23 protein-coding genes and 1 tRNA gene are annotated in these 25,139 nt (G+C 33.6%); 10 read left to right on the top strand and 14 right to left on the bottom strand.

All coding sequences use genetic code 11. From position 1 onward, the window contains the following. Positions 1-168: 168 nt before the first annotated feature. From AC1RRN_RS15365 to pdxA, 7 genes are all read right to left on the bottom strand, one after another. The gene (locus AC1RRN_RS15365) at positions 169-465 is read right to left on the bottom strand and encodes a hypothetical protein (RefSeq protein WP_492968135.1); all 297 of its coding nucleotides are present in this window, start codon (positions 463-465) and stop codon (positions 169-171) included. Between the two features lie 295 nt (positions 466-760). Beyond that, positions 761-2,107: an acetyl-CoA carboxylase biotin carboxylase subunit gene (accC, locus tag AC1RRN_RS15370; RefSeq protein WP_492968136.1), complete on the bottom strand. Its 1,347-nt coding sequence runs from the start codon at positions 2,105-2,107 to the stop codon at positions 761-763. 102 nt (positions 2,108-2,209) lie between these two features. After that, positions 2,210-2,695, bottom strand: a complete 486-nt coding sequence (gene accB, locus AC1RRN_RS15375) for an acetyl-CoA carboxylase biotin carboxyl carrier protein (protein WP_492968137.1) — start codon at positions 2,693-2,695, stop codon at positions 2,210-2,212. 23 nt (positions 2,696-2,718) lie between these two features. After that, on the bottom strand, positions 2,719-3,717 hold the full coding sequence (locus AC1RRN_RS15380) for a beta-ketoacyl-ACP synthase III (RefSeq protein WP_194657471.1): 999 nt from the start codon (positions 3,715-3,717) through the stop codon (positions 2,719-2,721). Between the two features lie 173 nt (positions 3,718-3,890). Further along, on the bottom strand, positions 3,891-4,085 hold the full coding sequence (gene rpmF, locus AC1RRN_RS15385) for a 50S ribosomal protein L32 (RefSeq protein WP_007137315.1): 195 nt from the start codon (positions 4,083-4,085) through the stop codon (positions 3,891-3,893). A gap of 9 nt (positions 4,086-4,094) precedes the next feature. After that, positions 4,095-4,637, bottom strand: a complete 543-nt coding sequence (locus AC1RRN_RS15390; protein ID WP_492968138.1) for a YceD family protein — start codon at positions 4,635-4,637, stop codon at positions 4,095-4,097. Positions 4,638-4,743: 106 nt separating this feature from the next. After that, complete coding sequence (gene pdxA / locus AC1RRN_RS15395) at positions 4,744-5,793, bottom strand: 4-hydroxythreonine-4-phosphate dehydrogenase PdxA (RefSeq protein ID WP_492968140.1); 1,050 nt, start codon at positions 5,791-5,793, stop codon at positions 4,744-4,746. A gap of 57 nt (positions 5,794-5,850) precedes the next feature. Here pdxA and AC1RRN_RS15400 point away from each other — a divergent pair, with 57 nt between their 5' ends. Continuing rightward, entirely contained in the window at positions 5,851-6,441 is a 591-nt protein-coding gene (locus AC1RRN_RS15400) for a riboflavin synthase (protein WP_492968141.1), read from the top strand. A gap of 35 nt (positions 6,442-6,476) precedes the next feature. Here the strand turns inward: AC1RRN_RS15400 and AC1RRN_RS15405 are convergent, their stop codons facing one another. From AC1RRN_RS15405 to AC1RRN_RS15425, 5 genes are all read right to left on the bottom strand, one after another. Continuing rightward, a complete protein-coding gene (locus tag AC1RRN_RS15405) occupies positions 6,477-6,695 on the bottom strand; it encodes a hypothetical protein (RefSeq protein ID WP_492968142.1) in 219 nt (72 codons plus the stop codon). A 182-nt stretch (positions 6,696-6,877) separates the two neighbouring features. After that, positions 6,878-6,951 (bottom strand) — tRNA-Ile (locus AC1RRN_RS15410). A 147-nt stretch (positions 6,952-7,098) separates the two neighbouring features. Further along, the gene (gene mce, locus AC1RRN_RS15415; RefSeq protein WP_492968143.1) at positions 7,099-7,503 is read right to left on the bottom strand and encodes a methylmalonyl-CoA epimerase; all 405 of its coding nucleotides are present in this window, start codon (positions 7,501-7,503) and stop codon (positions 7,099-7,101) included. A gap of 36 nt (positions 7,504-7,539) precedes the next feature. Then, entirely contained in the window at positions 7,540-9,894 is a 2,355-nt protein-coding gene (locus tag AC1RRN_RS15420; RefSeq protein WP_492968144.1) for a hypothetical protein, read from the bottom strand. Beyond that, positions 9,854-10,840: a hypothetical protein gene (locus AC1RRN_RS15425; RefSeq protein ID WP_492968145.1), complete on the bottom strand. Its 987-nt coding sequence runs from the start codon at positions 10,838-10,840 to the stop codon at positions 9,854-9,856. The genes AC1RRN_RS15420 and AC1RRN_RS15425 overlap by 41 nt, the downstream gene beginning before the upstream one ends. A gap of 192 nt (positions 10,841-11,032) precedes the next feature. Here AC1RRN_RS15425 and AC1RRN_RS15430 point away from each other — a divergent pair, with 192 nt between their 5' ends. Beyond that, entirely contained in the window at positions 11,033-12,721 is a 1,689-nt protein-coding gene (locus AC1RRN_RS15430; RefSeq protein WP_492968146.1) for an Ig-like domain-containing domain, read from the top strand. Here the strand turns inward: AC1RRN_RS15430 and AC1RRN_RS15435 are convergent. Next, positions 12,718-13,485, bottom strand: a complete 768-nt coding sequence (locus AC1RRN_RS15435; protein WP_492968147.1) for a nitrilase family protein — start codon at positions 13,483-13,485, stop codon at positions 12,718-12,720. The genes AC1RRN_RS15430 and AC1RRN_RS15435 overlap by 4 nt on opposite strands. Positions 13,486-13,721: 236 nt before the next feature. Here AC1RRN_RS15435 and AC1RRN_RS15440 point away from each other — a divergent pair, with 236 nt between their 5' ends. From AC1RRN_RS15440 to AC1RRN_RS15475, 8 genes are all read left to right on the top strand, one after another. Beyond that, entirely contained in the window at positions 13,722-16,877 is a 3,156-nt protein-coding gene (locus AC1RRN_RS15440; protein ID WP_492968148.1) for a SusC/RagA family TonB-linked outer membrane protein, read from the top strand. A gap of 11 nt (positions 16,878-16,888) precedes the next feature. Continuing rightward, positions 16,889-18,418, top strand: coding sequence for a SusD/RagB family nutrient-binding outer membrane lipoprotein (locus AC1RRN_RS15445; RefSeq protein ID WP_492968149.1), 1,530 nt, complete (start codon positions 16,889-16,891; stop codon positions 18,416-18,418). Positions 18,419-18,433: 15 nt separating this feature from the next. Then, the gene (locus tag AC1RRN_RS15450) at positions 18,434-19,753 is read left to right on the top strand and encodes a GntP family permease (protein WP_492968150.1); all 1,320 of its coding nucleotides are present in this window, start codon (positions 18,434-18,436) and stop codon (positions 19,751-19,753) included. Positions 19,754-19,757: 4 nt separating this feature from the next. Further along, the gene (locus tag AC1RRN_RS15455) at positions 19,758-20,225 is read left to right on the top strand and encodes a RidA family protein (protein ID WP_492968151.1); all 468 of its coding nucleotides are present in this window, start codon (positions 19,758-19,760) and stop codon (positions 20,223-20,225) included. Between the two features lie 184 nt (positions 20,226-20,409). After that, the gene (locus AC1RRN_RS15460; RefSeq protein ID WP_492968152.1) at positions 20,410-21,441 is read left to right on the top strand and encodes a PfkB family carbohydrate kinase; all 1,032 of its coding nucleotides are present in this window, start codon (positions 20,410-20,412) and stop codon (positions 21,439-21,441) included. Between the two features lie 15 nt (positions 21,442-21,456). Further along, on the top strand, positions 21,457-22,104 hold the full coding sequence (locus AC1RRN_RS15465; RefSeq protein ID WP_492968153.1) for a beta/alpha barrel domain-containing protein: 648 nt from the start codon (positions 21,457-21,459) through the stop codon (positions 22,102-22,104). Positions 22,105-22,108: 4 nt separating this feature from the next. Continuing rightward, positions 22,109-23,224, top strand: a complete 1,116-nt coding sequence (locus AC1RRN_RS15470; RefSeq protein WP_492968154.1) for a D-TA family PLP-dependent enzyme — start codon at positions 22,109-22,111, stop codon at positions 23,222-23,224. A gap of 18 nt (positions 23,225-23,242) precedes the next feature. Next, a complete protein-coding gene (locus AC1RRN_RS15475) occupies positions 23,243-24,313 on the top strand; it encodes a dipeptidase (RefSeq protein WP_492968155.1) in 1,071 nt (356 codons plus the stop codon). Here AC1RRN_RS15475 and AC1RRN_RS15480 read toward each other — a convergent pair. After that, on the bottom strand, positions 24,310-25,086 hold the full coding sequence (locus AC1RRN_RS15480; RefSeq protein ID WP_492968156.1) for a DeoR/GlpR family DNA-binding transcription regulator: 777 nt from the start codon (positions 25,084-25,086) through the stop codon (positions 24,310-24,312). The genes AC1RRN_RS15475 and AC1RRN_RS15480 overlap by 4 nt on opposite strands. Between the last annotated feature and the right edge of the window lie 53 nt (positions 25,087-25,139).

Consider the following 25,139-nt stretch of genomic DNA (forward strand, 5'->3'; position numbering starts at 1 on the left):
TGTTTTTACGATTGTATTTGAAATTGGAGAAGTTGAAGCAAATGATGTTAAACCTCCCAAAACGATTGCGGCTGATAAGAATAAATTTTTCATGATAGTTGTATTTTAGTATCCTTAATTTTATTTTAATATTGCTAATTTGAATAAGCATAAGGAATTTTTATTAAATTATTTTTTAATCCATGTTCCGTCTGCATTTGCATAAAGAGAACCTACTTTTTCTCCAACGGTAACATCTAATTTGTATTCTGATTTTGCATTTTTATATGCTTTAGAAAGTACTGCATCCGGAAATGATTTTTTTAAAGCTTCAATAATTGGAGCCGGTACTTCTTCTAATTTAATTTCTGTGTATTCGTCCTGAATTGAAATTGTATTTATAATAGAATTTGTTATTGGAGAAGTTGAAGCGAATGAAGATAAACTTCCCAAAACAATAGCGGCGGATAAGAATAAATTTTTCATAATGTATATTTAGTTTAATAGTTGTCTACGCTTTAGATAATGAAATTATTGTGCCGTAAGCCAAACCTATCGTGCCAAATCACATAAACCCTTATTTTTAAAGGCCTTAACTAAATTGTGCCAAAATATTGGAATTTAAAAAAGTGTGTAATTTTCAAAATGAGTGTGTAAAAAGTATACACTTTTAGTGTTTACTTCGCTATTTTAAATAACAAAACCCGACAAATTTGAAAATCTGTCGGGTTTGTAATATGATGGAAATAAAAAAGACTGCCAAAATTGACAGCCTTTATAATTATTCGATTGGATTCATTTTAAAAGTATCCATAAATGCAGTTGTATAATCTCCTGCAATATATCTTGGATCATCCATTAATTGTCTGTGGAAAGGTATTGTAGTTTTCACACCTTCGATTACGAATTCATCTAAAGCTCTTCGCATTTTGCTGATTGCTTCTTCACGAGATTGTGCCGTTGTAATTAACTTAGCAATCATTGAATCGTAATTTGGTGGAATACTGTAACCTGAGTAAACGTGAGTATCTAAACGAACTCCGTGTCCTCCTGGCATATGAAGCGTAGTAATTTTTCCTGGTGAAGGACGAAAATCATTATAAGGATCTTCAGCATTAATACGACATTCGATAGCGTGTAATTGTGGTAAATAGTTTTTTCCAGAAATTGGAATTCCTGCAGCAACCATAATTTGCTCACGAATCAAATCATAATCAATAACTTGTTCTGTAATTGGGTGCTCTACCTGAATACGAGTATTCATTTCCATGAAATAGAAGTTTCTGTGTTTGTCCACAAGAAATTCTACAGTTCCGGCTCCTTCGTATTTAATGAATTCAGCAGCTTTTACAGCAGCTTCTCCCATTGCAGCACGCAATTCGTCTGTCATGAAAGGTGAAGGAGTTTCTTCAGTTAGTTTTTGGTGACGACGTTGTACCGAACAATCTCTTTCAGAAAGGTGACATGCTTTTCCGTAAGAATCTCCAACAACCTGAATTTCGATATGACGTGGTTCTTCGATAAGTTTCTCCATGTACATTCCGTCATTTCCAAATGCAGCAGCAGCTTCCTGACGTGCACTTTCCCATGCTTTCAATAACTCATCTTCTTTCCATACAGCACGCATTCCTTTTCCACCACCACCGGCAGTAGCTTTAAGCATAACTGGGTAACCAAATTCTTTAGCCAACTTTTGTGTTTGTTCGAAAGATTCTAATAATCCTTCAGAACCTGGTACACATGGAACTCCTGCAGCTTTCATTGTTGCTTTTGCAGAAGCTTTGTCTCCCATTTTATCAATCATTTCAGGAGCAGCACCAATAAATTTGATTCCGTGTTCCTGACAAATTTTAGAGAATTTAGCATTCTCTGAAAGAAATCCATATCCTGGATGAATTGCGTCTGCATTTGTAATTTCTGCAGCAGCAATAATATTTGACATTTTCAAATACGATAAGTTACTCGGAGGAGGTCCGATACAAACCGCTTCGTCAGCAAACTTCACATGTAAACTTTCTGCATCAGCTGTAGAGTAAACCGCTACAGTCTTAATTCCCATTTCCTTACATGTACGAATTACACGAAGTGCAATTTCTCCTCTATTCGCAATTAATATTTTTTTAAACATCTTATTTTAATTAGATAATTAGACAATTTGATCATTAGATAATTTTAGATGATTAACAAATTGCAAATCGATCTAAAATCTAAAATCTAAAATCTAAATTTTTTATGATGGATCTACTAAGAATAAAGGTTGATCAAATTCTACAGGAGACATATCGTCAACAAGAATTTTTACAATTTTACCTGAAACTTCTGATTCGATTTCGTTGAATAATTTCATTGCTTCAATTACACAAAGAACATCTCCTTTTGAGATAACACTTCCAACTTCAGTGAAAACTGGTTTGTCTGGAGACGGTTTTCTGTAGAAAGTTCCAATAATTGGAGATTTAATAGTAATGAATTTAGAATCTTCAGCCGGAACAGACGCTTCACTAGTTACATTAACAACAGCTGGAGCAGCTTGAGGAGCAACAGCTTGCGGCAATGCTTGCTGAGTTGGTAATTGTTGTACATAAGTAGTTTCAGTTACGTTTCCTTCTAAAGTTGTTCTGATCGTGATTTTTACATCATCCATTTCCAACTTTACTTCTGCAACTCCCGAATTTGCTACAAATTTGATTAGGTTTTGAATTTCTTTTAAATCCATAATGATTCGTTTTTAGTTTTAATTTATTTTGTATCGTAAGCCCATTTCAGGTAAATAGATCCCCAAGTGAATCCACCACCAAAAGCGGCTAAAATAATATTATCTCCTTTTTTGAATTTGTGTTCAAAATCGCTTAATACTAATGGCAAAGTTGCTGAAGTTGTATTACCATATTTTTCAATATTCATTAATACTTTTGAATCTTCAAGGTTCATTCTGCTTGCAGTAGCATCAATAATACGCTTATTTGCCTGATGTGGTACCAACCAATCAACATCTTCATTAGTCAAATTGTTTCTTTTAACGATCAATTCGCTAGCGTCAGCCATGTTGGTTACAGCATATTTAAAAACGGTTTTTCCGTCCTGAATAATATTGTGTTGTCTGTTTTGAACGGTTTCTGCTGTAGTTGGGATTAGAGAACCTCCTGCAGAAATTTTAAGAAAATCACGTCCTACACCATCGCTTCGTAAGTACTCATCTTGTAAGCCTAAGCCTTCATAATTTGGTTCGAATAAAACAGCACCTGCTCCATCTCCAAAAATAATACAAGTAGATCTGTCTGTGTAATCTACAATTGATGACATTTTATCGGCACCAATTAATAAAACTTTTTTGTAACGTCCTGACTGTATATAAGCTGCAGCAGTAGACATTCCATATAAGAAACTTGAACACGCTGCCTGCAAGTCGTATGCAAATGCGTTAGTAGCGCCAATTTCTGTTGCAACATAAACTCCTGTAGAGGCTACCGGCATATCTGCAGTAGCTGTTGCCATTATAACCATATCAATCTCTAGCGGATCGATATTAGCTTTTGCTATTAAATCTTGTGCTGCTTTTATGGCAAGAAACGATGTTCCTTTATCAGCATCTTTAAGAATTCTTCTTTCTTTAATTCCGGTACGAGTAGTGATCCATTCGTCATTAGTATCGACCATAGTTTCCAAAACTTTGTTTGAAAGTACAAAGTCAGGAACGTAGGCTCCAACAGCGGTAATTGCGGCTGTGATTGTATTCATTATATTTTATTATTTCTTTTCAAATACAGGATATTTGAAAAATTTTTAAAAGACTTGAAAATTACAAAAAAAAACGAAATTAATTTGTAGATAATTTCTTAAAAAAAGAAAATTATAACCAACAAAAAAAACTCTCACTATGTGAGAGTTCTAGTATAATTTACAAAAACGTATTAAGCAACCGCTACAGATTTATCGATAACAACTTGCCCTCTGTAATACATTTTACCTTCATGCCAGTAAGCTCTGTGGTATAAATGTGCTTCTCCAGTAATAGGACATGTAGCGATTTGAGCTACAGTAGCTTTATAATGTGTTCTTCTCTTATCTCTTCTTGTTTTCGAGATTTTTCTCTTAGGATGTGCCATTTTACTATATTATTTATCCGTTAATAGTTGCTTTAATTTGTCCCAACGCGGGTCAATATCTTCTTCTTTTTTACTCTCTTCTTTCTCTTCTTTTACAGTCAGTTCATTCAGTTTTTTTAAAGCTTCAGTTTGTAAACTTCCGTCTTTAACTCCGGGATGAACTCGTTTTAGCGGTACCGAAAGGGCAATCATTTCATAAATGTATTGTGCAACATCTATTTCATGCTCTCCGTGTGGCAAGATCAACAACTCTTCATTATCATTATTGAATTCATCTCCAAAACGAACGATTAATTTCATTTTCCCTTTTATAGGAAGATCAAAATCTTCGCCTGTTAGATCACAAGGCACATTTACAGTCCCTTTGTGTTTGAATTCCAACTCTAACATGTTGCTTTTCTTATCTAAAACTAAACTCACTTTGATATCCGAACTTTGAAATTCGTCGTAATCAAAGTTCTCAAAGAACGCGTTACTTATTTGATACTCAAAATGGTGTTTTCCCAGCTTTAATCCTATGAAAGGAATTAAAAATTCTTTTGTTTTGCTCATCTCAACATCAATTTGACCAATTCGTATCTAAAACTCAGATACCTGAATTGGGGTGCAAAGATATAAAATTATTATAAAACTAATAATCTTATTCACCTTTTTTTGTTTATAACTGTTTTTCTTTTATTTTAAGAGGTTTTTGGCTAATCTCCTCATACTGATTACGCGAACGAAAAATATCTAACGCAAGATAAACTGCCTCTTTAAATGAATTGTAATCTGCCATGTCTTTTCCAGCAATATCATACGCTGTACCATGATCTGGCGATGTTCTTACTCTATTTAAGCCTGCTGTATAATTCACTCCTTTTCCAAAAGACAACGTCTTAAACGGAATTAATCCCTGATCGTGATACGTTGCTACAATAGCATCATATTTTTCATATTGGCCACTTCCAAAAAAACCATCAGCAGGAAAAGGACCAAAAACCATCGTTCCGCTCTCAAAAATTTTCTTTAAAGCTGGTTTTAAAACCAAATCATCTTCTTTTCCAATCACTCCTCCATCACCAGCATGTGGATTTAATCCTAAAACAGCAATTTTTGGCTTTACAATACTAAAATCCTGAATTAAAGACTTTCTTACTGTTTCGATTTTTCTAGTGATTAACTCTTCTGTCAAATGAGACGAAACTTCATTTAAAGGAACATGATCCGTCAATAAACCCACTCTCAAATTATCCTGAACCATCATCATCAGCGCATTTCCCTCTAACTCCTGATCTAAATAATCTGTATGTCCCGGAAATTTAAATTCTTCTGACTGAATATTATATTTATTAATAGGAGCTGTAACCAAAACATCAATAGCACCTTCTTTCAAGGCTTTAGTAGCCGCAACAAAAGATTTTATTGCATATTCTCCTATTTTCTCGTCATTTGTTCCCAAATTAATATCAACTCCTTCTTTCCAAAGATTAAGAACATTCACTTTTCCTGGCAAAACCTGATCTAATTTATCAACACCATGAAACTGAATTGTAGAAGTCATACTTTTTTTAACAAAAGAAAGTATTTTGGCATTTGCAAAAATAACCGGTGTGCACATTTCTAACATGCGAGAATCTTCGAATGTTTTAAGTATAACTTCGCTTCCAATACCGTTTAAATCTCCAACTGAAATTCCAACAATTATATTTTCTGCTTTTTTATTCATGAGCTCAGATTATTTATTACTAATTTTGATGTGCAAATTTAGTAAAATAAAACAACAATGTTTACAGGAATTATAGAAACCCTTGGAAGGATTCACGAAATACAAAAAGACCAAAACAATCTTCACATCACAGTCGACTCTTCTATTACAAATGAATTAAAAATTGACCAAAGCGTTTCGCACAACGGAATCTGCTTAACCGTTGTCGCGATAAAAGATTCATTTTATACTGTTACGGCGATTGATGAAACTATTTTAAAAACCAACATTGGAGACTGGCAAGTAAACGATATTGTAAATCTAGAAAGAGGAATGAAACTTGGTGATCGTCTTGACGGGCACATTGTACAAGGCCACGTAGATCAAACCGGAACCTGTATTAAAATTGAAGAAGCAAACGGAAGTTGGAATTACACTTTTGAATACGACAAAAATCTTAACAACATTACAATAGAAAAAGGTTCTATAACTGTAAATGGTGTTAGCCTGACCGTTGTAAACTCAAAAACAAATGAATTTAGTGTATCCATTATACCTTATACTTTTGAAAATACTAATTTCAAAAATTTTAAAGTTGGCACCAAAATAAATTTAGAGTTTGATGTTGTCGGGAAATACATTTCACGACTTTATTCGATTAACAAATAAACTCAAAAAAATATTCTATAAAAAAAAGCTTCCGTTTATACGGAAGCTTTTTTTATTTTATTTTTATATATAACAAACATCCCTAATACTAAGGCGGCTATTATTAAAACCATAATATTACTATCGATAGCCCCTCCAGGTGGTTCAAGTGGTGGATCAGTAGGATCATCTGGACCAGGTGGATCTGCAAAAACGGTACAGACATTGATAAACATCAAAAAAACTGTAAAAAAAACTGTCTTTATTATCTTCATAAGTTTAACATGCTAAAAACAAGCACAGTATTAAAAATTAGACTTGGGGTCTTTTATAGAAATTTCTCACAAAAAAAGCTTTTTATTGAAATTCATTAGCAAATGTAGAAGTTTTTTGCAAAATGACAACTTTAATCACAAAAAAAGCTTCATAAAAATTTTTATGAAGCTTTTTTATTACGTGGTCCCACCTGGGCTCGAACCAGGGACCACCTGATTATGAGTCAGGTGCTCTAACCAGCTGAGCTATAGGACCGGTTTGAGGATGCAATATTACTACTATTTTTTATTCACTGCAAATATTTTAAGATATGATTTCTATTTAATTTCAAATTACAACATCCTATTTTCTAAACGTAATTGATTTTCAATACATTATTTCTTAATCAGTAAATGATAATTTTTATTTTATTTCCTGACAAAGCTCTACCAAAACTCCGTTTGTGTTTTTTGGATGTAAAAAAACCACCAATTTATTATCAGCTCCTTTCTTCGGAACTTCATTTATTAATACAAAACCTTCCATTTTCAAACGCTCAATTTCAGAATAAATATCTTCAACATCAAAAGCGATGTGATGAATACCTTCTCCTTTTTTTTCTAAAAACTTCGCAATTGGGCTTTCTGGATTGGTTGCCATTAAAAGCTCAATTTTATTTGTTCCGGTTTGAAAGAAAGAAGTCAAAACTCCTTCACTTTCTACTTCTTCTTCTTTATACGATGAAACTCCAAGTAATTTTTCGAATAACACATTGGCATCATTCATATTTTTAACTGCAATTCCGATATGTTCAATTTTATTTACCATCTCTTTAATTATATAACACAAAGATACAATTAGAACTTATTGATTAATATACGTCTTAAAATAACCACACTCAGCAATAACATCCTGATAATATTTGGTATCTGAGTAATCCTTTTTTAACGCTTTGAATCCGTTCCAGGCGATAAAATTAATTTTATCATCCTCAACACTCCACCAGTTGGTTACATTATTATATTTATTATTGTAATAGTCGTTACGTTCACATTTAGACAACAAATAAACACACTTTGCTTTTTGTTCCTTTGTAGTTGCTGCTTCAAAAGCTTTTTGATAATACATTTTAGGCAGATCACAATTGGTAATCATTTTTTTCATTGAATCTCTAAAGGAGTACGGACTTGAACCATAACCTACAATACTAATCTCATAAAAAGTTCTTCCGTTTCCAAAATGTGTGATATTATAAAATGCATTCCCAAGCAACAAACTGTTCGTATAAACATCTTCTTTTTGAACCAATTTATCCTGCATGGCTTTTATTGTACTTAAAAATTCAATTTGAGAATATTTCTTCTTTTGATAGGCTGCATGCTCGCAATCATGACAATCTTTAATATTTCCGTTAAACGGATTTCCTAAGAAATTATAATATTGAACTGAATCTGTTTCTTTAATAAAAGCAATTGCTTCTGGAATTTTATTTTTGAAAGTGGCCTGAACTGCCTGAAAATTATTGATGTCTTTTAGTTTTAAACTATAAATTCCTGCACCAATTTTTTCTATTTCAGTTTTATCCGACTTAGTTAAAAAGGCTTTCATAGCTAAAAGATTTTTGTCATTATCATAAAATGAATTTCCTTCTCCCCAATAATTATTCGGAGAATCTCCAAATAACTGCGCCATTACAGCATCACCTTTAACTCTATAAAGTGTTGCCAGATAATTTTTACTCCATTGTGCCGCATTTTGATAACGAAATTCTTGTCCCTTATACGTTTTTGGAAGCTCCTGATACAACCAATTTAAATCTGCTAAAATTATTTGCTCATTTTTATCTGTCAACTTATCAATCTTGCTCATATTATTTACAAAACGAAGCAATCTTAACTGATATTTTGCCAACTCTGTTTTAGGCATTATTTTCTCTGCTTTATCAAAATTATTATCCGCATTACTATAATCCGCTTTTAATGTTTGCAAATATCCTAAAGCAATATTCCACAAATATGGCTTTTCAGTGTTTGATGCAGCAGTAATTTTCAAAACTAAATCAAAAGCTTTTTTATCAATTTTACTTTTGTTTAATTCTTTGTTTTCAGCAACCGAAAGCTTTTTTGCCGGAACATTTTCCTTCGCGCTTTCTTCAAATGAATTATTTATGTCTTGCTCCTGTTTGTTTACCAATCGCGTAAGCAAATAATTTAAATGTTCACTTTTAGGATCTAATTCATAAATTTTTCCAATGGCTTGTACCTCATCTTTATAGTAACCATGAATCGCCCAAAGTGCTGCTTTTTCTTTATTATCTTTTGCCATCGCTAACGACTTATTCCAATCTGTTTCATTTTGCGGATGAAAACTATAAGCCGTTACAACTCTCATTTCTGGACATTTATCAAAAACCTGAGCATATAAATAATTGGATTCTGAATATTTTTTCTGCTGATATTTTATTCCCGCTACATAAGAAAGTGCACGATAATACAATATATTTTTAGGAACTGATTTTTCTGTTTTATTAAAAAATTCAATCGTTTTTGGCTTATTGCTACTATAAAAATAAGCTTTGACAGTTAGAAACCAATATCTGTTTTTCAGAAATGAATCGGATGTTGTGTTATACACATTCTCAATAGACTGAATCATTTTTAAATCATTGAAACTCTTAGCCACCACAGGATCATAGCTCCAATAATCTTCTCCAATAGAAACCGTCTCAATTTTTTGTGCCAAATACAAAAACTCAATAAAACTTTTAATTTTATCCTCTTTTAAATTCAACTTCTTTCCCCATTTTAGAGAAGTTGCATTTGCTTTTTTAGTTTTAAAAAACACGTGAAGATCTGTAATTTCAGCTTTATTTTTTCCACCTTTATTTTCATCAGAATATCTTGGTGTAAGATCTCCAATTAAAAAATAACTTACAGTTGCAGTATCTACTTTTGTTTTCAAATAAGTATTCCAATTCGATTTTAAATCTTCATTAAATCTTGAATTATGTTGCGTGTCAAATCCAATCCCATAAAAAACATCTCCTGACAAGAAAAGCGGAGAATACGATTTGTCCGTAAAAGTTTCAGGAGTAAAGTTTGAATTATAGCCGAAAAAATCCCAATCATCTCCGCCACCGCAAGCATAAATTATTCCGTAAACAGCAAATAAGGCAACACTAGAAACAAGAAACAACTTGTTCAAAAATATTCTTTTCATAATTTTTTAAATTGAATTCATCCAAATCGTAAAATATAATTTCCTTTGGGGTCTTTGCTAAATTTTCATTCAACTCCTCTCCCATCGTTTTTAAATCTTCAGCAGAAATTGTTTCCATTTTCAACAGATCATTTTCTTCATAAAAAAATCCATTTTTATAATTAGATTTTTTTACTTTAAAAAACATAGCATTAAGCTGTTCAAAGTTTTTATCCTTTTTAAATTCAGCCACAATCAGCTTAGAACGCAGACCAATCACTTTTTGATTGCGAATATGTATTGCCCAGGAATAAATTGGCAACGCAATATCAAGATGCAAAGGATATTGTTTCAAACTTTCGAGATATCTTTCTGCAATTTTATGACTGTATACAGAATTGGTAGAATCCGGAGCAATAGTTCCCATATTATAGTACATTAAAATACCTGAATCTACATTTGGAATTTTAGTTTTTCTGAAATATTTAACCTGATGCAATCGAATCGTGGCCGATAGCTTTTTATGAGACAATTTTTTAAATCGCTCAATAAATTTCAAATAATTCTCTTTACTTGCAAGTGTCCAGTCGCAATCTATTTGAATTTCGTTGCATTTTATTTTGTTTTTGACATTAATCTCTTCTATCAAATGAAGCGTTTTCTCAGCCAGATCATCAATATCAATATTTGGTTTCAGCATGACTTTATTCTGAATAAAAACTACCGGAACAATTTCAAATTCACTAACATTTTCCCGGAAATGTATTGGACTTAACGGAATTGATTCTTTAGTATTTGGCTGTAAACCAATATCAAAATATCTAATGTAAAGTTTACTAACATTATTATCTTTTAAAACTTCTTTTTCTGTTTGAGATAATTTGAAAACTGTTTTCCAATAGTAAAAAGCAATAATTGGCTTATCATTATTGCTACAGGCTGTTACCAAAAAAACGAAGAAAATCAAAAAAGACTTTTTAATCAAAATGGAGAAAAATTATATTTTTGATCTCAAAAGTAAGAAATTATATCAAATTATCTGTTTTGAATTTAAGAATTGCGAAAAAACACAAAAGTCCGAAATCCTAATAAATAGATAAAAAATTTCGCTTAAAGCAAATATAATCGTTATTTTGTGCAATCAAATTCAAAAACTGTTATGTTGAAAAACAACTTTAAATATATTCCATTTTTACTGGTATTTTTAATGATGAGCTGTGCTAAAAGAGGAAGCATTACCGGAGGATTAAAAGATACTCTGGCTCCTGTTTTAAAATACAGTTCTCCTAAAAATTTCAGCACTGATTTTAAAGCAAAAGAAATTATCCTGACATTTGATGAATATGTAAAACTTAAAAACACCAATAAGCAATTGATTATTTCGCCGCCTATGAAGCACGAACCAATCATTTTGCCTACTACTGCAAGTAAAGAAATTACCATAAAAATTCTGGATACTTTGCAACCCAATACAACCTATAGCATGAATTTCGGGCAAAGTATTGCAGACAATAACGAAGGAAATGCATACAATCAATTCAAATATGTTTTCTCTACAGGATCTTATATTGATTCGCTTTCTATTGGCGGAAGAATTAAAGACGCCTATGAAAAAGATGTAGATAATTTTGTTTCGGTAATGCTTTATGAAGTGAACGACAAATTTAAAGATTCAGTTGTTTATAAGGAATTCCCAAGATACATTACCAATACTCTGGACAGTTTACGAACTTTTAAATTAGAGAATTTAAAAGCCGGAAAATATCTTTTAGTTGCATTGAAAGACAAAGGAAACAACAATAAGTTTAATCCGAAAGATGATAAAATTGGCTTCATAAAACATTACATTACGATACCAAACGACACTCTTTTTGAATTAGAACTTTTTAAGGAATCACAACCTTTAAAAGCCTTAAAACCAATACAGGCTTCGGGAAACAGATTATTTCTTCCGTATGACAGCAAACAGGATTTCACCAATTCTAAACCTAAAATAGTTCTTAAAAATAAGAATGAAATTTTAGAATCTATTGTAACAAAATTTCCTAAAAAAGACTCTTTGCAAGTTTGGTACAAACCAATAAAAACCGACTCTTTATCTATGGAAATTAGTAATGAGAATTACAACAAAAGATTTACATTTAAGATTAAGGATCAGAAAAAAGACACTTTAAATATCACCGCAATTCAAGGAGGTGTTCTTAATTTTAGGGACCGATTTACACTGGAGTCAGCAACGCCTTTGGTAAAATTTGACAAATCGAAAATAAACTTGATAAATAAAGATTCGGTTGCGGTCGATTTTACTACTGAATATGATGAATTCGACCAAAAATTATATGTTGATTTCAAGAAAGAGCCTTTAGAAAAATATAAGTTTACCTTTCTGCCTGGCGCATTAACCGATTTTTATGATAAAACCAACGACACTTTATCTTATAAATTAACTACCAGGGAATACGCGGATTATGGCAATTTAATTTTGAATCTAAAAAATGTTAAACGCTTTCCTATTATTGTTGAAATAACCAATAAAAAAGGAGATGTTGTGCTTGCCAGTCAATATTCTGAAGGGGAAACCAAACTCACATTTGATTTAGTTGAGCCGAATGCTTTTACAGTTAAAGTAACTTACGACGACAATAAAAATAAAATTTATGATTCGGGGAATTTCCTAAAGAAAACCTATGCCGAAGAAGTATTTTATTATCAAAAAGAAGTTGATGTCCGAACGAATTGGGATGTCGATGAAAGTATTGATATGAGTATCCCATACAATCCGGAACTGGAAAAAAGGGAGGATGCTAAAAAGAAAAAAGAAGCAGTAAAAAAGAGTAAAGCCTTTTAGATCTTAATTTCAAAAATATCCTTATCGCTTAAAAAATCAAGTTTTTTTCGGGTTTCCAACATCGTGTTTTTATCTAATTCAACTACAAAAACATCTTCTGTTTCTTGTGGTTCCAAGATATAATTTCCTAAAAAATCAACGACTTGAGAATGTCCAATGTGTTCATAGTTATGGGCATCTAAACCAATTCTGTTGACACCAACAACATAGCTTAGGTTTTCAACAGCACGTGCTTTCAATAAAATATCCCAGGCATTTGTACGCACTTTGGGCCAATTGGCAACGTATAAAAGCAAATCGTAATTCTCGACGTTACGGGCAAAAACCGGGAATCTTAAATCGTAACAAACCTGTAGACAAATTTTCCAGCCTAAATAATCAACGATTACTTTTTCGGTTCCACTCGTATAGGTTTGATCTTCCCCGGCAAGCGAAAACAAATGACGTTTATCATAATGTTTTATTTCTCCTGACGGAAAAACAAATAACATTCGGTTATAATACTTATTATTCTCTGTGATAATCAAACTTCCTGTAAGCGCGCAATTCCTCTGTTTTGCAACAGATTTCATCCATAGAATTGTTTCACCATTCATAGCCTCTGCCATTGGTAAAGCATTCATAGTAAATCCGGTAGAAAACATTTCAGGTAAAACAATCAAATTAACATCTGAATCGATTTGATTGATCTTCGACTCAAAGTTATTTCTGTTTCTAAAAGTGTCTTCCCAATAAAGATCTGATTGAATAAGTGCGATTTTCATCTTTCAAAAATACGAATTTTAAGATAAAAACTATTTTTTTCATAAAAACCAATTTCTGCAAAAATTTCTCAAAAGACCTTTAGAAACCTCACATCTTTTGGAATTTAAAAACACTTTGAGAAAAACAATTGCAAAAAAAATGCAATTTGTGCAAAAAAAATGCAAATGTGAAAAATTAATATTTATATTTGATCGCCAATAAAAAACCAAAAAAGAAACATGAAAACCAAAGTATTATGAAAACAAAGCTAATTTCATTAGTGTTTATTGGGGGAATCATCTTCTCAACAAATGCAAAAGAGGTTGCAATAAAAAAGCACCTTTTTGAACAAAAAAGCAATCAAACCGAAATTACCGGCCAAATTATAGGTCTTGATGATGGAATGCCAATTGCCGGAGCAACCATTTATGCAAAAGGGAATAATAAAATTGCAACAATATCTGATGAGACAGGAAAATTCAAACTAAATGTTCCTGAAAATGAAACCCAGATTGTGATTACTTATATGGGTTACGAAACGTTAGAATACAAAACAGACAATACTTCAGATTTAGTTATTAAATTAAAACCAGCTGAAAACGTTCTGGATCAGGTTTTAGTAACTGCTTTGGGAGTTAAAAAAAGCAGCAAAGCTATTGCCTATGCAGTTACCGAACTTAAAGGGACTGAATTTACAAAAGCAAAAGAAACCAATATTGCGAATGCTTTGGTGGGGAAAATTGCCGGTGTAAACGTGAGCAGTACCGCAACTGGCCCTAACGGATCAAGCAGAGTTGTTATTCGTGGAAACGGTTCCTTGAACGGAAACAACCAACCTATGTATGTGGTAAACGATTTACCAATCGACAATACCCAGCTTAATCTTCCAGGAATTGGAAATGGTGTCGGATCTACAAGAATCAACGTTGACAGAGGTGATGGAACATCTGTTATAAATGCTGATGACATAAAAACGATTACCGTTTTAAAAGGAGGAACTGCTGCCGCATTATATGGCTCAAGTGCAGCAAACGGTGTTATTTTAATTCAGACCAAAAGAGGTTCTGCCCAAAAAGGAATCGGCGTAGAATATAATACTTCATTCACTTTTGAAACACCATCAATCATACCAGATTGGCAGTATGAGTATGGTTCAGGAGCATTAGGAAAAAAACCAACTACACAAGCAGAAGCAATAGCAGACGGGCGTTGGTCCTGGGGAGCCAAAATGGATGGTACAGATGTAGTACAATTTGACGGAGTTGCAAGACCTTATGTTGCACAAAAGAACAATATTAAAAACTTCTACGATACCGGAACAACTTTTATAAATTCGATTGCTTTAGCAGGTGGAAATGAAAAAGCTACTGGCCGTCTTTCGTTTTCAAACATGGACAATCAGGGTGTTGTACCTAATTCTGATTTCAATCGTAAAAGCATCAATATTGCAAGTGACGTTAACTTAACAAACTGGTTAAAATTTGATGTTGTGGCACAATATAATATTGAAAAATCAAATAACAGAACAACCGTTTCAGATGCCGAAGCCAATCCAAACTGGGCAACTTACATGATTGCAAACACAGTTGATATTAGAAACTTGTCTCCTGGTTATGACGAAAATGGTATTGAAGAAGCCTGGAACCCTGTTGCTGTTGCGACAAATCCATATTACACTATCAATAAAATCAAAAACAGCGATTCTAAAAACCGTTTTATTGGAATGTTGAATGTGAAATTGAACTTTACACCTGAATTATTTCTTCAGGGAAGAATTGGACAAGATTTCACTGATTATGAATTCTTCGGATATATTCCGAAAACAACTTTGAACAATCCTGTTGGGTACGCACAAGGTTCAAGAATGAAAATTTCTAACCTGAATTCTGAAGCAATTCTTAACTATAGTAAGAAAAACATCTACGGTGATTTCTCTTTAAATGCTTTAATTGGAGTTAACTCTCGTACTAATTTAAGAGACGAAATAAGAGTTGAAGGTTCTAATTTTGTATTAGATGATTTTTATGCCTTGAGCAATTTATCCACTTTAACTTATAGCTATCCTTACGGAAAAACGAAAACAAATTCGGTTTACGGCGCAGCAGATTTTGATTATAAAAATATTGTTTTTCTAAACGTAACAGGACGTCAGGATTGGTTCTCAACGCTTTCAAAAGATAATAACACCGTATTTTATCCTTCTGTTGGGACGAGTGTAATTCTTTCAGATATAATAACAATGCCAGACTGGGTTTCATTTACAAAACTTAGAAGTTCATGGGCGCAGGTTGGGGGCGCAACACCAGATCCTTATGCACTGAATCAATCTTATTCTATGATTCAGGGTGGACATAACGGTCAGCAATTACAAGGGCCAACTAGTTCAAGAGTTCCAAATTCTACTTTAAGTCCATTGACATCAACTACGTTTGAAGTTGGAGCTGATCTAGGCTTTTTCCGTAATCGTTTGAATCTTGATTTTGCCTGGTACAATCGTGCTACCACAAATGATATTGTTGAGACTACAATTTCAACTGCTTCAGGAGCCAACACTGCTTTGCTAAATCTTGGAAAAATGAGAAACAAAGGAGTTGAATTTTTGTTGAGTGGTAAAATCATCAATTCTCAGAATTTTTCATGGGATGCAAGTTTCAACGGATCTTATAACGAAAACACTGTTGAGGCACTTACTGATCAGCTAAACTCAATTACAATGGCAACTTCTGTAAACGGATATGTAACCATAACAAGTGATGTTGGTCGTCCGTACAGTATCATTAAAGGTTACAAACCGCGTAAAGATGCAAATGGAAATACCGTTTATAATGTGAGTGGTGGTTCTGCAACTATTGCACAAGGTCCGCTTGAAGAATTAGGCCAGGGCGTTCATCCATGGGCAGCCGGAATTAGTAATGAATTCAAATATAAATCGGTTTCATTTAGCTTTTTAATTGACGGAAAATTTGGAGGCAGTTTATATTCCGGAACAGATTTATACGGAACACGTATGGGATTAACCAAATTAACGTTAGAAGGCCGTGAAAACGGATTGCCGATTAAAGGTGTTGATACTAACGGAAATCCGGTTGATATGGTAATTGCTCCTGAAAACTTAAGAACTTACTATGACGGTTTAAGAAATATATCTTCAACATTTATTTATGACGCCAGTTTCATAAAACTAAGACAAGTAATTCTTGGTTATCAATTGCCTCTTGAAAAAATTAAAGGCTTGTCTAAACTTCAGGGAGCTTCTGTTTCATTTGTTGCGAGAAATTTATTCATTCTTTACAAGAAAACACCAAACGTAGATCCGGAATCTGTATTTAGTGCTGGAAACGCTCAGGGTGTAGAACAATTTGGAGTACCAAAAACCAGAAGTTTCGGTTTAAGTTTAAATGTGAAATTCTAAAATTAAAAGACATGAAAAAGATAACCATTTTATATATTACAGGCCTACTTTTAGGAGGTATGACGTCCTGTACCAAGGATTTTGAAGAAATCAACACTAACCCGAATGTAGTTGAAAAACCAAATCCAAATTATATTTTCAGCAAAGCACAATTAGATGGCCTTAACAATAATTATTTTTTCACAAACATTCTTGAATGTGGCGGAATGTTACAACATTATGCGACTTACAAAGAAGCCTCTGGTGTGGGAGATAAATATTTAAGCAACGAAGTTTATTATTCTGCTTATTTTAATCAGGTTTATCCATTGGCATTAAATGAAACAGAAATTGTAATTAATACTGTAAAAAGCAATCCTAATGATAGCAATAAATTAAATATTGCCCGAATTTGGAAAGCTTATCTGTACCACCGAATTACAGATTTGTACGGAGATATTCCATATTCTGAAGCTGCAAAAGCAAACAGTGAACAAATCTTTCTTCCAAAATATGATTCTCAGGAATTCATCTATAAAGATTTACTAAAAGAACTTGACGAAGCTGCTACGGCATTAGACGCTGCTAAACCAAGTTTTGGCGGAGCCGATTTTATTTACAATGGCGATGTAACAAAATGGAAGAAATTCTCCTATTCATTAATGCTTCGTTTAGGCCTGCGATTGACCAAAGTTGATCCAGCCCTGGCCAAAACCTGGGTTACCAAAGCTATTGCTGGTGGCGTAATTTTAAACGGATCAGATAATGCCATTATGAAATACACAGATGGGCCAAATGATTTCAATAGAAATCCCGTTGGGTTCGATGCCAGAAGACAAGATTTCACAGCGGGATCCTACGGTCAGAAAAATGTTGAAGGAGGAAAACTGGCTAAAACTTTCATTGATTTATTAAAAACAACTGTAGATCCCAGAATTAGTGTTTATTCAGGAGTTTGGCAGGGAACAGTACAAAACACAACACTAGCCGTGCAAAAAGGTTTCCCAAATGGAACCAAAATTGCACCACCTGCCGCTGAACAAGCCACTTATTCTGAACCTAATCAAAGTACGGTTTTCAAATATGATGCGCCATTAGTATTGATAAGCAATGCTGAAACCAATTTATATTTGGCAGAAGCCGCAGCAAGAGGTTGGTACACTGCAGAAACTGATAAAGATTTATACGAAAAGGGTGTAAAAGCATCTTTTTTAAACATGGGAATTTATGGTGCAACTTATGCCATTACTGATGCAACACCTTATTTAACCTTAAATCCATTTAATGCTGCAGGATCATTTGAAGCAAAAATGAATCAGATTCACACTCAAATTTATGTAGCATTATTTGTTGACGAACAAGAAGTTTATGCCAATTGGAGAAGAACGGGCTACCCTGTTTTAACTCCTGTAAACTTCCCTGGAAATGTTACAAACGGCACAATCCCAAGAAGATTGAAATATTCAACGAGCGAATATTCTGTGAATTCAACTAACTTAGCAGAAGCAGTTAAGCGTCAGGGAGAAGACACCTTTACGACTAAAATCTGGTGGGATAAATAATAATACAAAAAATAAATGAGCATTTTAATTCTTACGGCATGTATTGCTTTTTTAATCATTCAGATAGCTTGGCTTAAAATCAATCCGTTTATTGCCTTTATCATAACATCTTTATTAGCAGGCCTGTTTTTGGGCCTGCCAATAAATACTTTGTCACAAACTGTTCAAAAAGGTTTGGGCGAAATGTTAGGGTCTATCACACTGATTATTGTTTTTGGAACCTGTATTGGTAAACTTACCGTTTCATCAGGAGCTGCCAATGTCATTGCCAAAACTGTTATGGGATGGACAGGCAAAAAATACGTTCGCTTAGGATTAATGATTACCGGATTTATTGTTGGGATACCGCTGTTCTATAGTGTTGGATTTGTTTTGTTAGTACCGCTAATCTTTTCAGTAGCCCATCAATTTAAGCTTTCAAAAGTATATCTGGGAATTCCAATGTTGGCGTCGCTTTCAGTAGCACACGGTTTTTTGCCACCACATCCGTCTCCAATGGCGTTAAGCAGTATCTTAAATGCTGATATTGGACTAGTTTTGGTTTACGGAATTATAATTGCCATTCCCACAATATTCATTGCCGGCTTATTGTTTTCGAATTTGCTTAAAAACATTAAATCCGAATCAGATAATGAAATTTTGAATGTCGAAGAAGTTGTTAACGAAGGAAAACAACCTGGTTTTCTACTCAGTTTATTTTCGGCATTATTTCCGGTTTTCGGATTAACACTGACTTCGATATTTCCTTTACTTTCAGATAATGAAACAGTCATAAATATTTGCAAAACAGTTGGAGAACCAAGTATGATTATGTTGATTTCATTGCTTATATGCACTTACACTTTAGGAATAAGAATGAACCGAAGCATTGCATCAATAATGGATGATTACGCCGTTGCCATAAAAGATATTGCTTTAATAGTTTTAATTATCGGCGGTGCCGGAAGTTTAAAAGAAATAATGATCGTAAGTGGCGTAAATGAAACTATTGTTACGACATTAACCCAGATAAATATTCATCCTTATTTGCTGGCCTGGATTATGGCCGCAATCATCAGAGTATGTGTAGGTTCTGCAACAGCTGCCGGATTAATGACTGCCAGCGTTTTATTACCTTTGTTACAAGCTAATGGTCTCGACCCAAATCTATTAGTTTTATCAGTTGGTGCCGGAAGTTTGATGTGCTCGCATGTAAATGATCCCGGCTTTTGGATGTTCAAAGAATATTTTAATATCAGCCTGAAAGATACTTTTAAGTCATGGACTGTCATGGAATCCTTAGTATCTGTTTTAGGAATTATTTTCGTTTTTATTTTAAACTCTATAATACATTAATATCATGAATTTATTACCTCAGGAAAAATTTGAAACCCTTGGCTTATCATTACCGCCAGCACCTCAACCTCTTGGTATATACAAACCTTATTTAGTCGACGGAAAATATCTATATCTCTCCGGTCATGGTCCTGTTCGCGATGACAAATCTTTAGTAATCGGGAGAATTGGTGACGACATGGATATCGAAGAAGGAAAATTAGCCGCAAGACAAGTTGGTTTAACTATGCTTTCGACTATTGTAACCAATTTTGGAAGTTTAAACAAAGTAAAAAGAGTCATAAAAGTGCTCGGAATGGTGAATTGCAATGGTGATTTCCTAAGACATCCCTATGTGATAAACGGTTGCAGCGAATTATTTGCTGAAGTTTGGGGACAAGAAAACGGAATTGGCGTAAGAAGTGCCGTTGGTATGGGATCTTTACCAGATAATATTCCCGTTGAGGTTGAAGCCGTTTTTGAATTATATTAAAAAGTTACGCCACAGATTAAAATTATTGACCATGATTTTTTAATTGAACCATTAAGACATTAAGTTTCATTAAGAAAGAAAGCTTAATTTTTCTTGACCACTAAGGTCATTAAGAAGTCAAGCTTAATTTTCTTAATATCTTAATGGTAAAATAATTTTAATCCGTGGCAAAAAAAATAAACAAATGAATACAAATACACCACAAACAAGAATTGCAACGTTTGGAGAATTATTACTTCGAATGAGTGTTGCAGATGGAAACAGGTTTACACAGGCTAACGAAATAAAAATTCATGTAGGTGGAGCCGAAGCCAATGTTTGTGTTTTACTTTCTCAACTCGGTATTCAAACCGATTATATCACAAGATTACCACAAAATGATTTGGCACAATTGGCATTAAACGAACTTCAGAAATACAAAGTAAACACCTCGAAATGTGTTTATGGCGGAGAACGTTTAGGATTATATTTTGTCGAAGCCGGAAACCAAATCAGGCAATCGCAGGTTATTTACGATCGTAGTAATTCTGCTTTTTCAACTATTGAGGAAAATCAAATTAATTGGGATTTGGCTTTCGCCGATGTAACTCATTTTCACTGGTCAGGAATAAGTCCCGGCGTTTCACATGAAGCGGGTTTGGTTTGCAAAAAAGCGATTCTTTCGGCACATAAAAAAGGTTTGCCAATTTCTTCCGATTTTAATTACCGCTCGAAATTATGGCAATATGGAAAACATCCTTCTGAAATTATGCCCGATTTATTGCAATACAGCACCATTACGGTTGCCGATTTAGATGCCATAGAAATTTATTTCGGAATTAAAACCGATAAAAAAGAATCCGATGCAAATCGTTTTCAAAAAACATATCAATTATTAAAAGAAAAAATGCCTTTTCTAAAAACGCTTGCAATGAGTTTTAGAAAATCAGACGGATTAGCACATTTATACAAAGGTATGCTACTTCATGAAGATCATTTTTATGAAACAAAAGAATACAAGATACATTTGGTAACCGATCAAATTGGTTCTGGTGATGCTTTTAACGCAGGATTATTATACGGATTATCCAATCAATTATCAGGACAAGAATGTATCGAATGGGCAACGGCCTGCAGTGTAATTAAGCAAAGTATACACGGAGATTTTGCCATGAGCAATCCAACAGAAATAAGTCACTTTATAGCAAATGGCGCAAGTAACAGAATCAATAGATAAATTAGAATTAAGAATATGTACAGCATTTTAAAAGCACAAGGCGTACTTCCGTTAGTTACACAAATCAATATCGAAACAGCCAAAATAGTGTTGCAATCAGCAGCTGATGCTGGCATAAAAATCATTGAGTTTGCAGCTCGTGCCGATGATGCAAAAGAGGTATTTACTCAAATGATTGCATTTAAAAACACGAACAATTTGGACATTAAAATAGCTGTTGGTTCTATTTTAAATGTTATTGATGCTAAAATCTATCATCAATTAGGTGCAGACTGTATTGTATGCCCTCACACAGATTTAGAAATTGGTAGCTATTGCCTTGAAAACGGTATTTACTGGATTCCTGGTGCCACTACTTTAAATGAAATATTAAACGCTAATAAATTAGGAGCAGAAATCGTCAAGCTTTTTCCTGCTGATAAAATTGGCGGTCCAGGTTATGTAAAAGCAATAAGAGCGCCATTTCCAAATTTAAAAATAATGCCAACCGGAGGCGTAACTTTAGAAGAACGCAATCTAAAATCATGGTTTAAATCTGGCGTTGTTTGTGTTGGAATTGGTTCTAATTTATTTTCGAAAGAAATGCTTTTGAACCTAAATTATGAGCAATCGTTACAAGCTTTTCAAAATTTAATTGAAGTTGTAGAAAAAACAAGAAACTAAAGTTATGCAAAACAATTGGTGGAAAATTAATTCCGAAATCAACGTAGACACTCCATTTTTAGCCGCTTACGAAGATCGTATTCGGTTTAATCTGGAACGGCTTATTAGCGCCGTAAATGGTGATACTCAAAAATTAAGACCTCATATCAAAACACATAAAATTGGTGAAATCCTTGAGTTGTTTAAAATCTACAATATCAAAAAAGTAAAATGTGCTACAATTGCCGAAGCCGAGCTTGCTGCGCTTCATGAAATTTCAGACGTGCTTCTCGCCTATCAACCTGTTGGTGTAAAAAAAGAGCGATGGATCTCATTAATACAAAAATATCCAAATATAAATTTTTCGACTATTGTAGATAATTTAGAATCGGCGAAAGCCTTAAATGAAATTGCCAAAGAAAATAACCTTAAACTTAATCTTTATTTAGATCTGAATACCGGAATGAACAGAACCGGAATTTCGATTTCTGAAAAGTGGGATGAATTAACTGAAGAAATTCTTCAACTAAAAAACATTCATTTTACCGGGGTTCATATTTACGACGGACATTTGAAAGGAAGTATCGAAGAAAGAACATTAGATGCTTCAAATTCATTTTCGATTATTAAAAAAGAGCTTGAAAAACTGCAATCAAAGTTTAATTATAAATTAAAAATCGTTGCTGGCGGATCAAATAGTTTTCCGTTTTATGCCACTCAAAAAAATGTAGAATGCAGTCCCGGAACTTTTGTTTTTTGGGATTATAATTATCAAATTAATTTACCGGAGCAGGAATTTAAACCCGCTTTAGTGATTGTTGGAACCATTATTTCAAAACCAACAAATTCAACGCTTTGTATTGATATTGGCTACAAAGCTGTTTCTTCTGAAAATCCAATCGATAAAAGATTAGTGATTTTAAATGATGAAAATTTAATTCCGGTTTCGCATTCAGAAGAACATTTGATTGTAGAAAATCGGGGTAAAAATCATTATAAAATTGGTGATACTATTTATGCCCAACCCTATCACGTTTGCCCAACCTGTGCCCTCTACGATTCTGTTCAGGTAATCAACAAAGAACATCAAATTTGTGATCAATGGCTGGTTGCTGCCCGTAGCAGAAAAATTAATATTTAAAAATTTAAGTCTAACAATATGTTTATAATAGACGCCCATTTAGACCTGAGCATGAATGCGATGGAATGGAACCGAGATTTAAGAAATGACGTTACCACTTTACGTCAATTGGAAAAAGGAATGACCGACAAACCAGATCGTGAACGTGCAACAGTTTCATTTCCTGATTTGCGACGCGGCAATATCGGCATTGTGGTTGCCACTCAAATTGCACGATTTGTAAAACCTGACAGTATTATTCCCGGTTGGAATTCTCCTGAACAAGCCTGGGCGCAAACGCAAGGACAATTAGCGTGGTATAAAGCCATGGAAGAAGCGGGAGAAATGTTTTCTATTACGGATAAAAAGTCGCTGCAAAAACAAATTGATTTATGGAATGATGGAACTCCAAATGATAAAAAACCAATTGGCTATATTTTGAGTTTAGAAGGCGCTGATTCTATTATTGATATCTCTTATTTAGAAAAGGCATACAATTACGGATTACGTGCAATTGGTCCTGCGCATTATGGCCCTGGCCGATATGTAAACGGAACCGATGCAACCGGAAAAATGAATCAAAATGGCCTTGATTTATTGAAAGAAATGGAACGTTTGAATATCATTTTAGATGCCACTCATTTATGTGACGATGCTTTTTGGCAAGCTTTAGATCATTATAATGGTCCGGTTTGGGCAAGTCATAATAACTGCAGAACTCTTGTAGATCATAATCGTCAATACAGCGACGAAATGATTAAAGCTTTGATTTCGAGAGGCGCTGTTATTGGAGGAGCTTTAGATGCGTGGATGTTGGTTCCCGATTGGGAAAGAGGTGTTTCAACTCCGCAAGGTACCAATTGCAATCTTGAAACGGTTTTTAAACACATGGATCACATTTGTCAATTGGCCGGAAATACGGATCATATCGGAATTGGTTCTGATCTCGACGGTGCTTTTGGCACAGAACAGTCTCCGTATGATTTAAATACCATTGCTGATTTGCAAAAACTCGTTCTTATTTTTAAAGACAAAGGATATTCTAATGAAGATCTTGACAAAATCTTTCACCAGAACTGGATTAATTTTTTAATGAAAAATTGGGATTAAATAAAAACTAAACTTGGAACTGCCTTCTTATACGATTGTAATTTTTTGTCATTAGGATCAACTTCCGTGACAACGTAATCAACCTCAGATAAGTTGGCAATTTTCATTTTTAAAACCGTATCGAGTTTTTCAGAAATAGTCAAAATCGCTGTTTTTTCAGAGGCCTGAATCATTGCTTTTTTTACCTGAACGGTTTCCCAATCAGAATCTGAGAAACCACCTTCGATATCTAAGGCATTAGTTCCTAATATTAATAAATCAACTTTAATATTCGCCAATTGATTATAGACATCGCCGCTCACGCACATTTGACTATAAGATGAAATACTGCCCCCAATCATGATAATTTTCACATTAGGTTTATCTAAAAGTTCAACGGCAGATAAAACCGTAACAGTAAATATAGTCAGATTTAAATCATTAGGAATTAAGCGAATGAACTCCCTAATAGTAGTTCCGCCGCCAATTAATAAAACCATTCCGTCGTGAAGTAAACCTAAAGTTTTTTGTGCAATAATTTGTTTTGATTCGCCTGCATAAGTTTGATTTGAAGAAGAATGATGGTATGCTTTTGTCATTGCACCACCTTTCACCTTAATTAATAATGATTCTGATTCAAGTTCATTAATATCACGTCTTACAGTATCTTCTGAAACAAATAATTTAGCCGAAAGTGTTTCAAAACTTACACGAGTATGCAAGTTAATCTCCTTTAAAATAAGATTTTTACGTTCTTCCTTGCTATAGTTTATTACTTCATTATCATTATTCATGCAAATTCAATTTTATTGAAAACAAATGTAAACAATAAATGCAATATTATTGC

It is taken from the genome of Flavobacterium sp. GW821-FHT11G01 (assembly GCF_058808175.1).

What these genes read in the sequence shown, in the direction of transcription:
- AC1RRN_RS15365 (WP_492968135.1), bottom strand. Translation starts at nt 465, where the DNA reads ATGAAAAATTTATTCTTATCCGCCGCTATTGTTTTGGGAAGTTTATCT.
- accC (WP_492968136.1), bottom strand. Translation starts at nt 2,107, where the DNA reads ATGTTTAAAAAAATATTAATTGCGAATAGAGGAGAAATTGCACTTCGT.
- accB (WP_492968137.1), bottom strand. Translation starts at nt 2,695, where the DNA reads ATGGATTTAAAAGAAATTCAAAACCTAATCAAATTTGTAGCAAATTCG.
- AC1RRN_RS15380 (WP_194657471.1), bottom strand. Translation starts at nt 3,717, where the DNA reads ATGAATACAATCACAGCCGCAATTACCGCTGTTGGAGCCTACGTTCCT.
- rpmF (WP_007137315.1), bottom strand. Translation starts at nt 4,085, where the DNA reads ATGGCACATCCTAAGAGAAAAATCTCGAAAACAAGAAGAGATAAGAGA.
- AC1RRN_RS15390 (WP_492968138.1), bottom strand. Translation starts at nt 4,637, where the DNA reads ATGAGCAAAACAAAAGAATTTTTAATTCCTTTCATAGGATTAAAGCTG.
- pdxA (WP_492968140.1), bottom strand. Translation starts at nt 5,793, where the DNA reads ATGAATAAAAAAGCAGAAAATATAATTGTTGGAATTTCAGTTGGAGAT.
- AC1RRN_RS15400 (WP_492968141.1), top strand. Translation starts at nt 5,851, where the DNA reads ATGTTTACAGGAATTATAGAAACCCTTGGAAGGATTCACGAAATACAA.
- AC1RRN_RS15405 (WP_492968142.1), bottom strand. Translation starts at nt 6,695, where the DNA reads ATGAAGATAATAAAGACAGTTTTTTTTACAGTTTTTTTGATGTTTATC.
- mce (WP_492968143.1), bottom strand. Translation starts at nt 7,503, where the DNA reads ATGGTAAATAAAATTGAACATATCGGAATTGCAGTTAAAAATATGAAT.
- AC1RRN_RS15420 (WP_492968144.1), bottom strand. Translation starts at nt 9,894, where the DNA reads ATGAAAAGAATATTTTTGAACAAGTTGTTTCTTGTTTCTAGTGTTGCC.
- AC1RRN_RS15430 (WP_492968146.1), top strand. Translation starts at nt 11,033, where the DNA reads ATGTTGAAAAACAACTTTAAATATATTCCATTTTTACTGGTATTTTTA.
- AC1RRN_RS15435 (WP_492968147.1), bottom strand. Translation starts at nt 13,485, where the DNA reads ATGAAAATCGCACTTATTCAATCAGATCTTTATTGGGAAGACACTTTT.
- AC1RRN_RS15440 (WP_492968148.1), top strand. Translation starts at nt 13,722, where the DNA reads ATGAAAACAAAGCTAATTTCATTAGTGTTTATTGGGGGAATCATCTTC.
- AC1RRN_RS15445 (WP_492968149.1), top strand. Translation starts at nt 16,889, where the DNA reads ATGAAAAAGATAACCATTTTATATATTACAGGCCTACTTTTAGGAGGT.
- AC1RRN_RS15450 (WP_492968150.1), top strand. Translation starts at nt 18,434, where the DNA reads ATGAGCATTTTAATTCTTACGGCATGTATTGCTTTTTTAATCATTCAG.
- AC1RRN_RS15455 (WP_492968151.1), top strand. Translation starts at nt 19,758, where the DNA reads ATGAATTTATTACCTCAGGAAAAATTTGAAACCCTTGGCTTATCATTA.
- AC1RRN_RS15460 (WP_492968152.1), top strand. Translation starts at nt 20,410, where the DNA reads ATGAATACAAATACACCACAAACAAGAATTGCAACGTTTGGAGAATTA.
- AC1RRN_RS15465 (WP_492968153.1), top strand. Translation starts at nt 21,457, where the DNA reads ATGTACAGCATTTTAAAAGCACAAGGCGTACTTCCGTTAGTTACACAA.
- AC1RRN_RS15470 (WP_492968154.1), top strand. Translation starts at nt 22,109, where the DNA reads ATGCAAAACAATTGGTGGAAAATTAATTCCGAAATCAACGTAGACACT.
- AC1RRN_RS15475 (WP_492968155.1), top strand. Translation starts at nt 23,243, where the DNA reads ATGTTTATAATAGACGCCCATTTAGACCTGAGCATGAATGCGATGGAA.
- AC1RRN_RS15480 (WP_492968156.1), bottom strand. Translation starts at nt 25,086, where the DNA reads ATGAATAATGATAATGAAGTAATAAACTATAGCAAGGAAGAACGTAAA.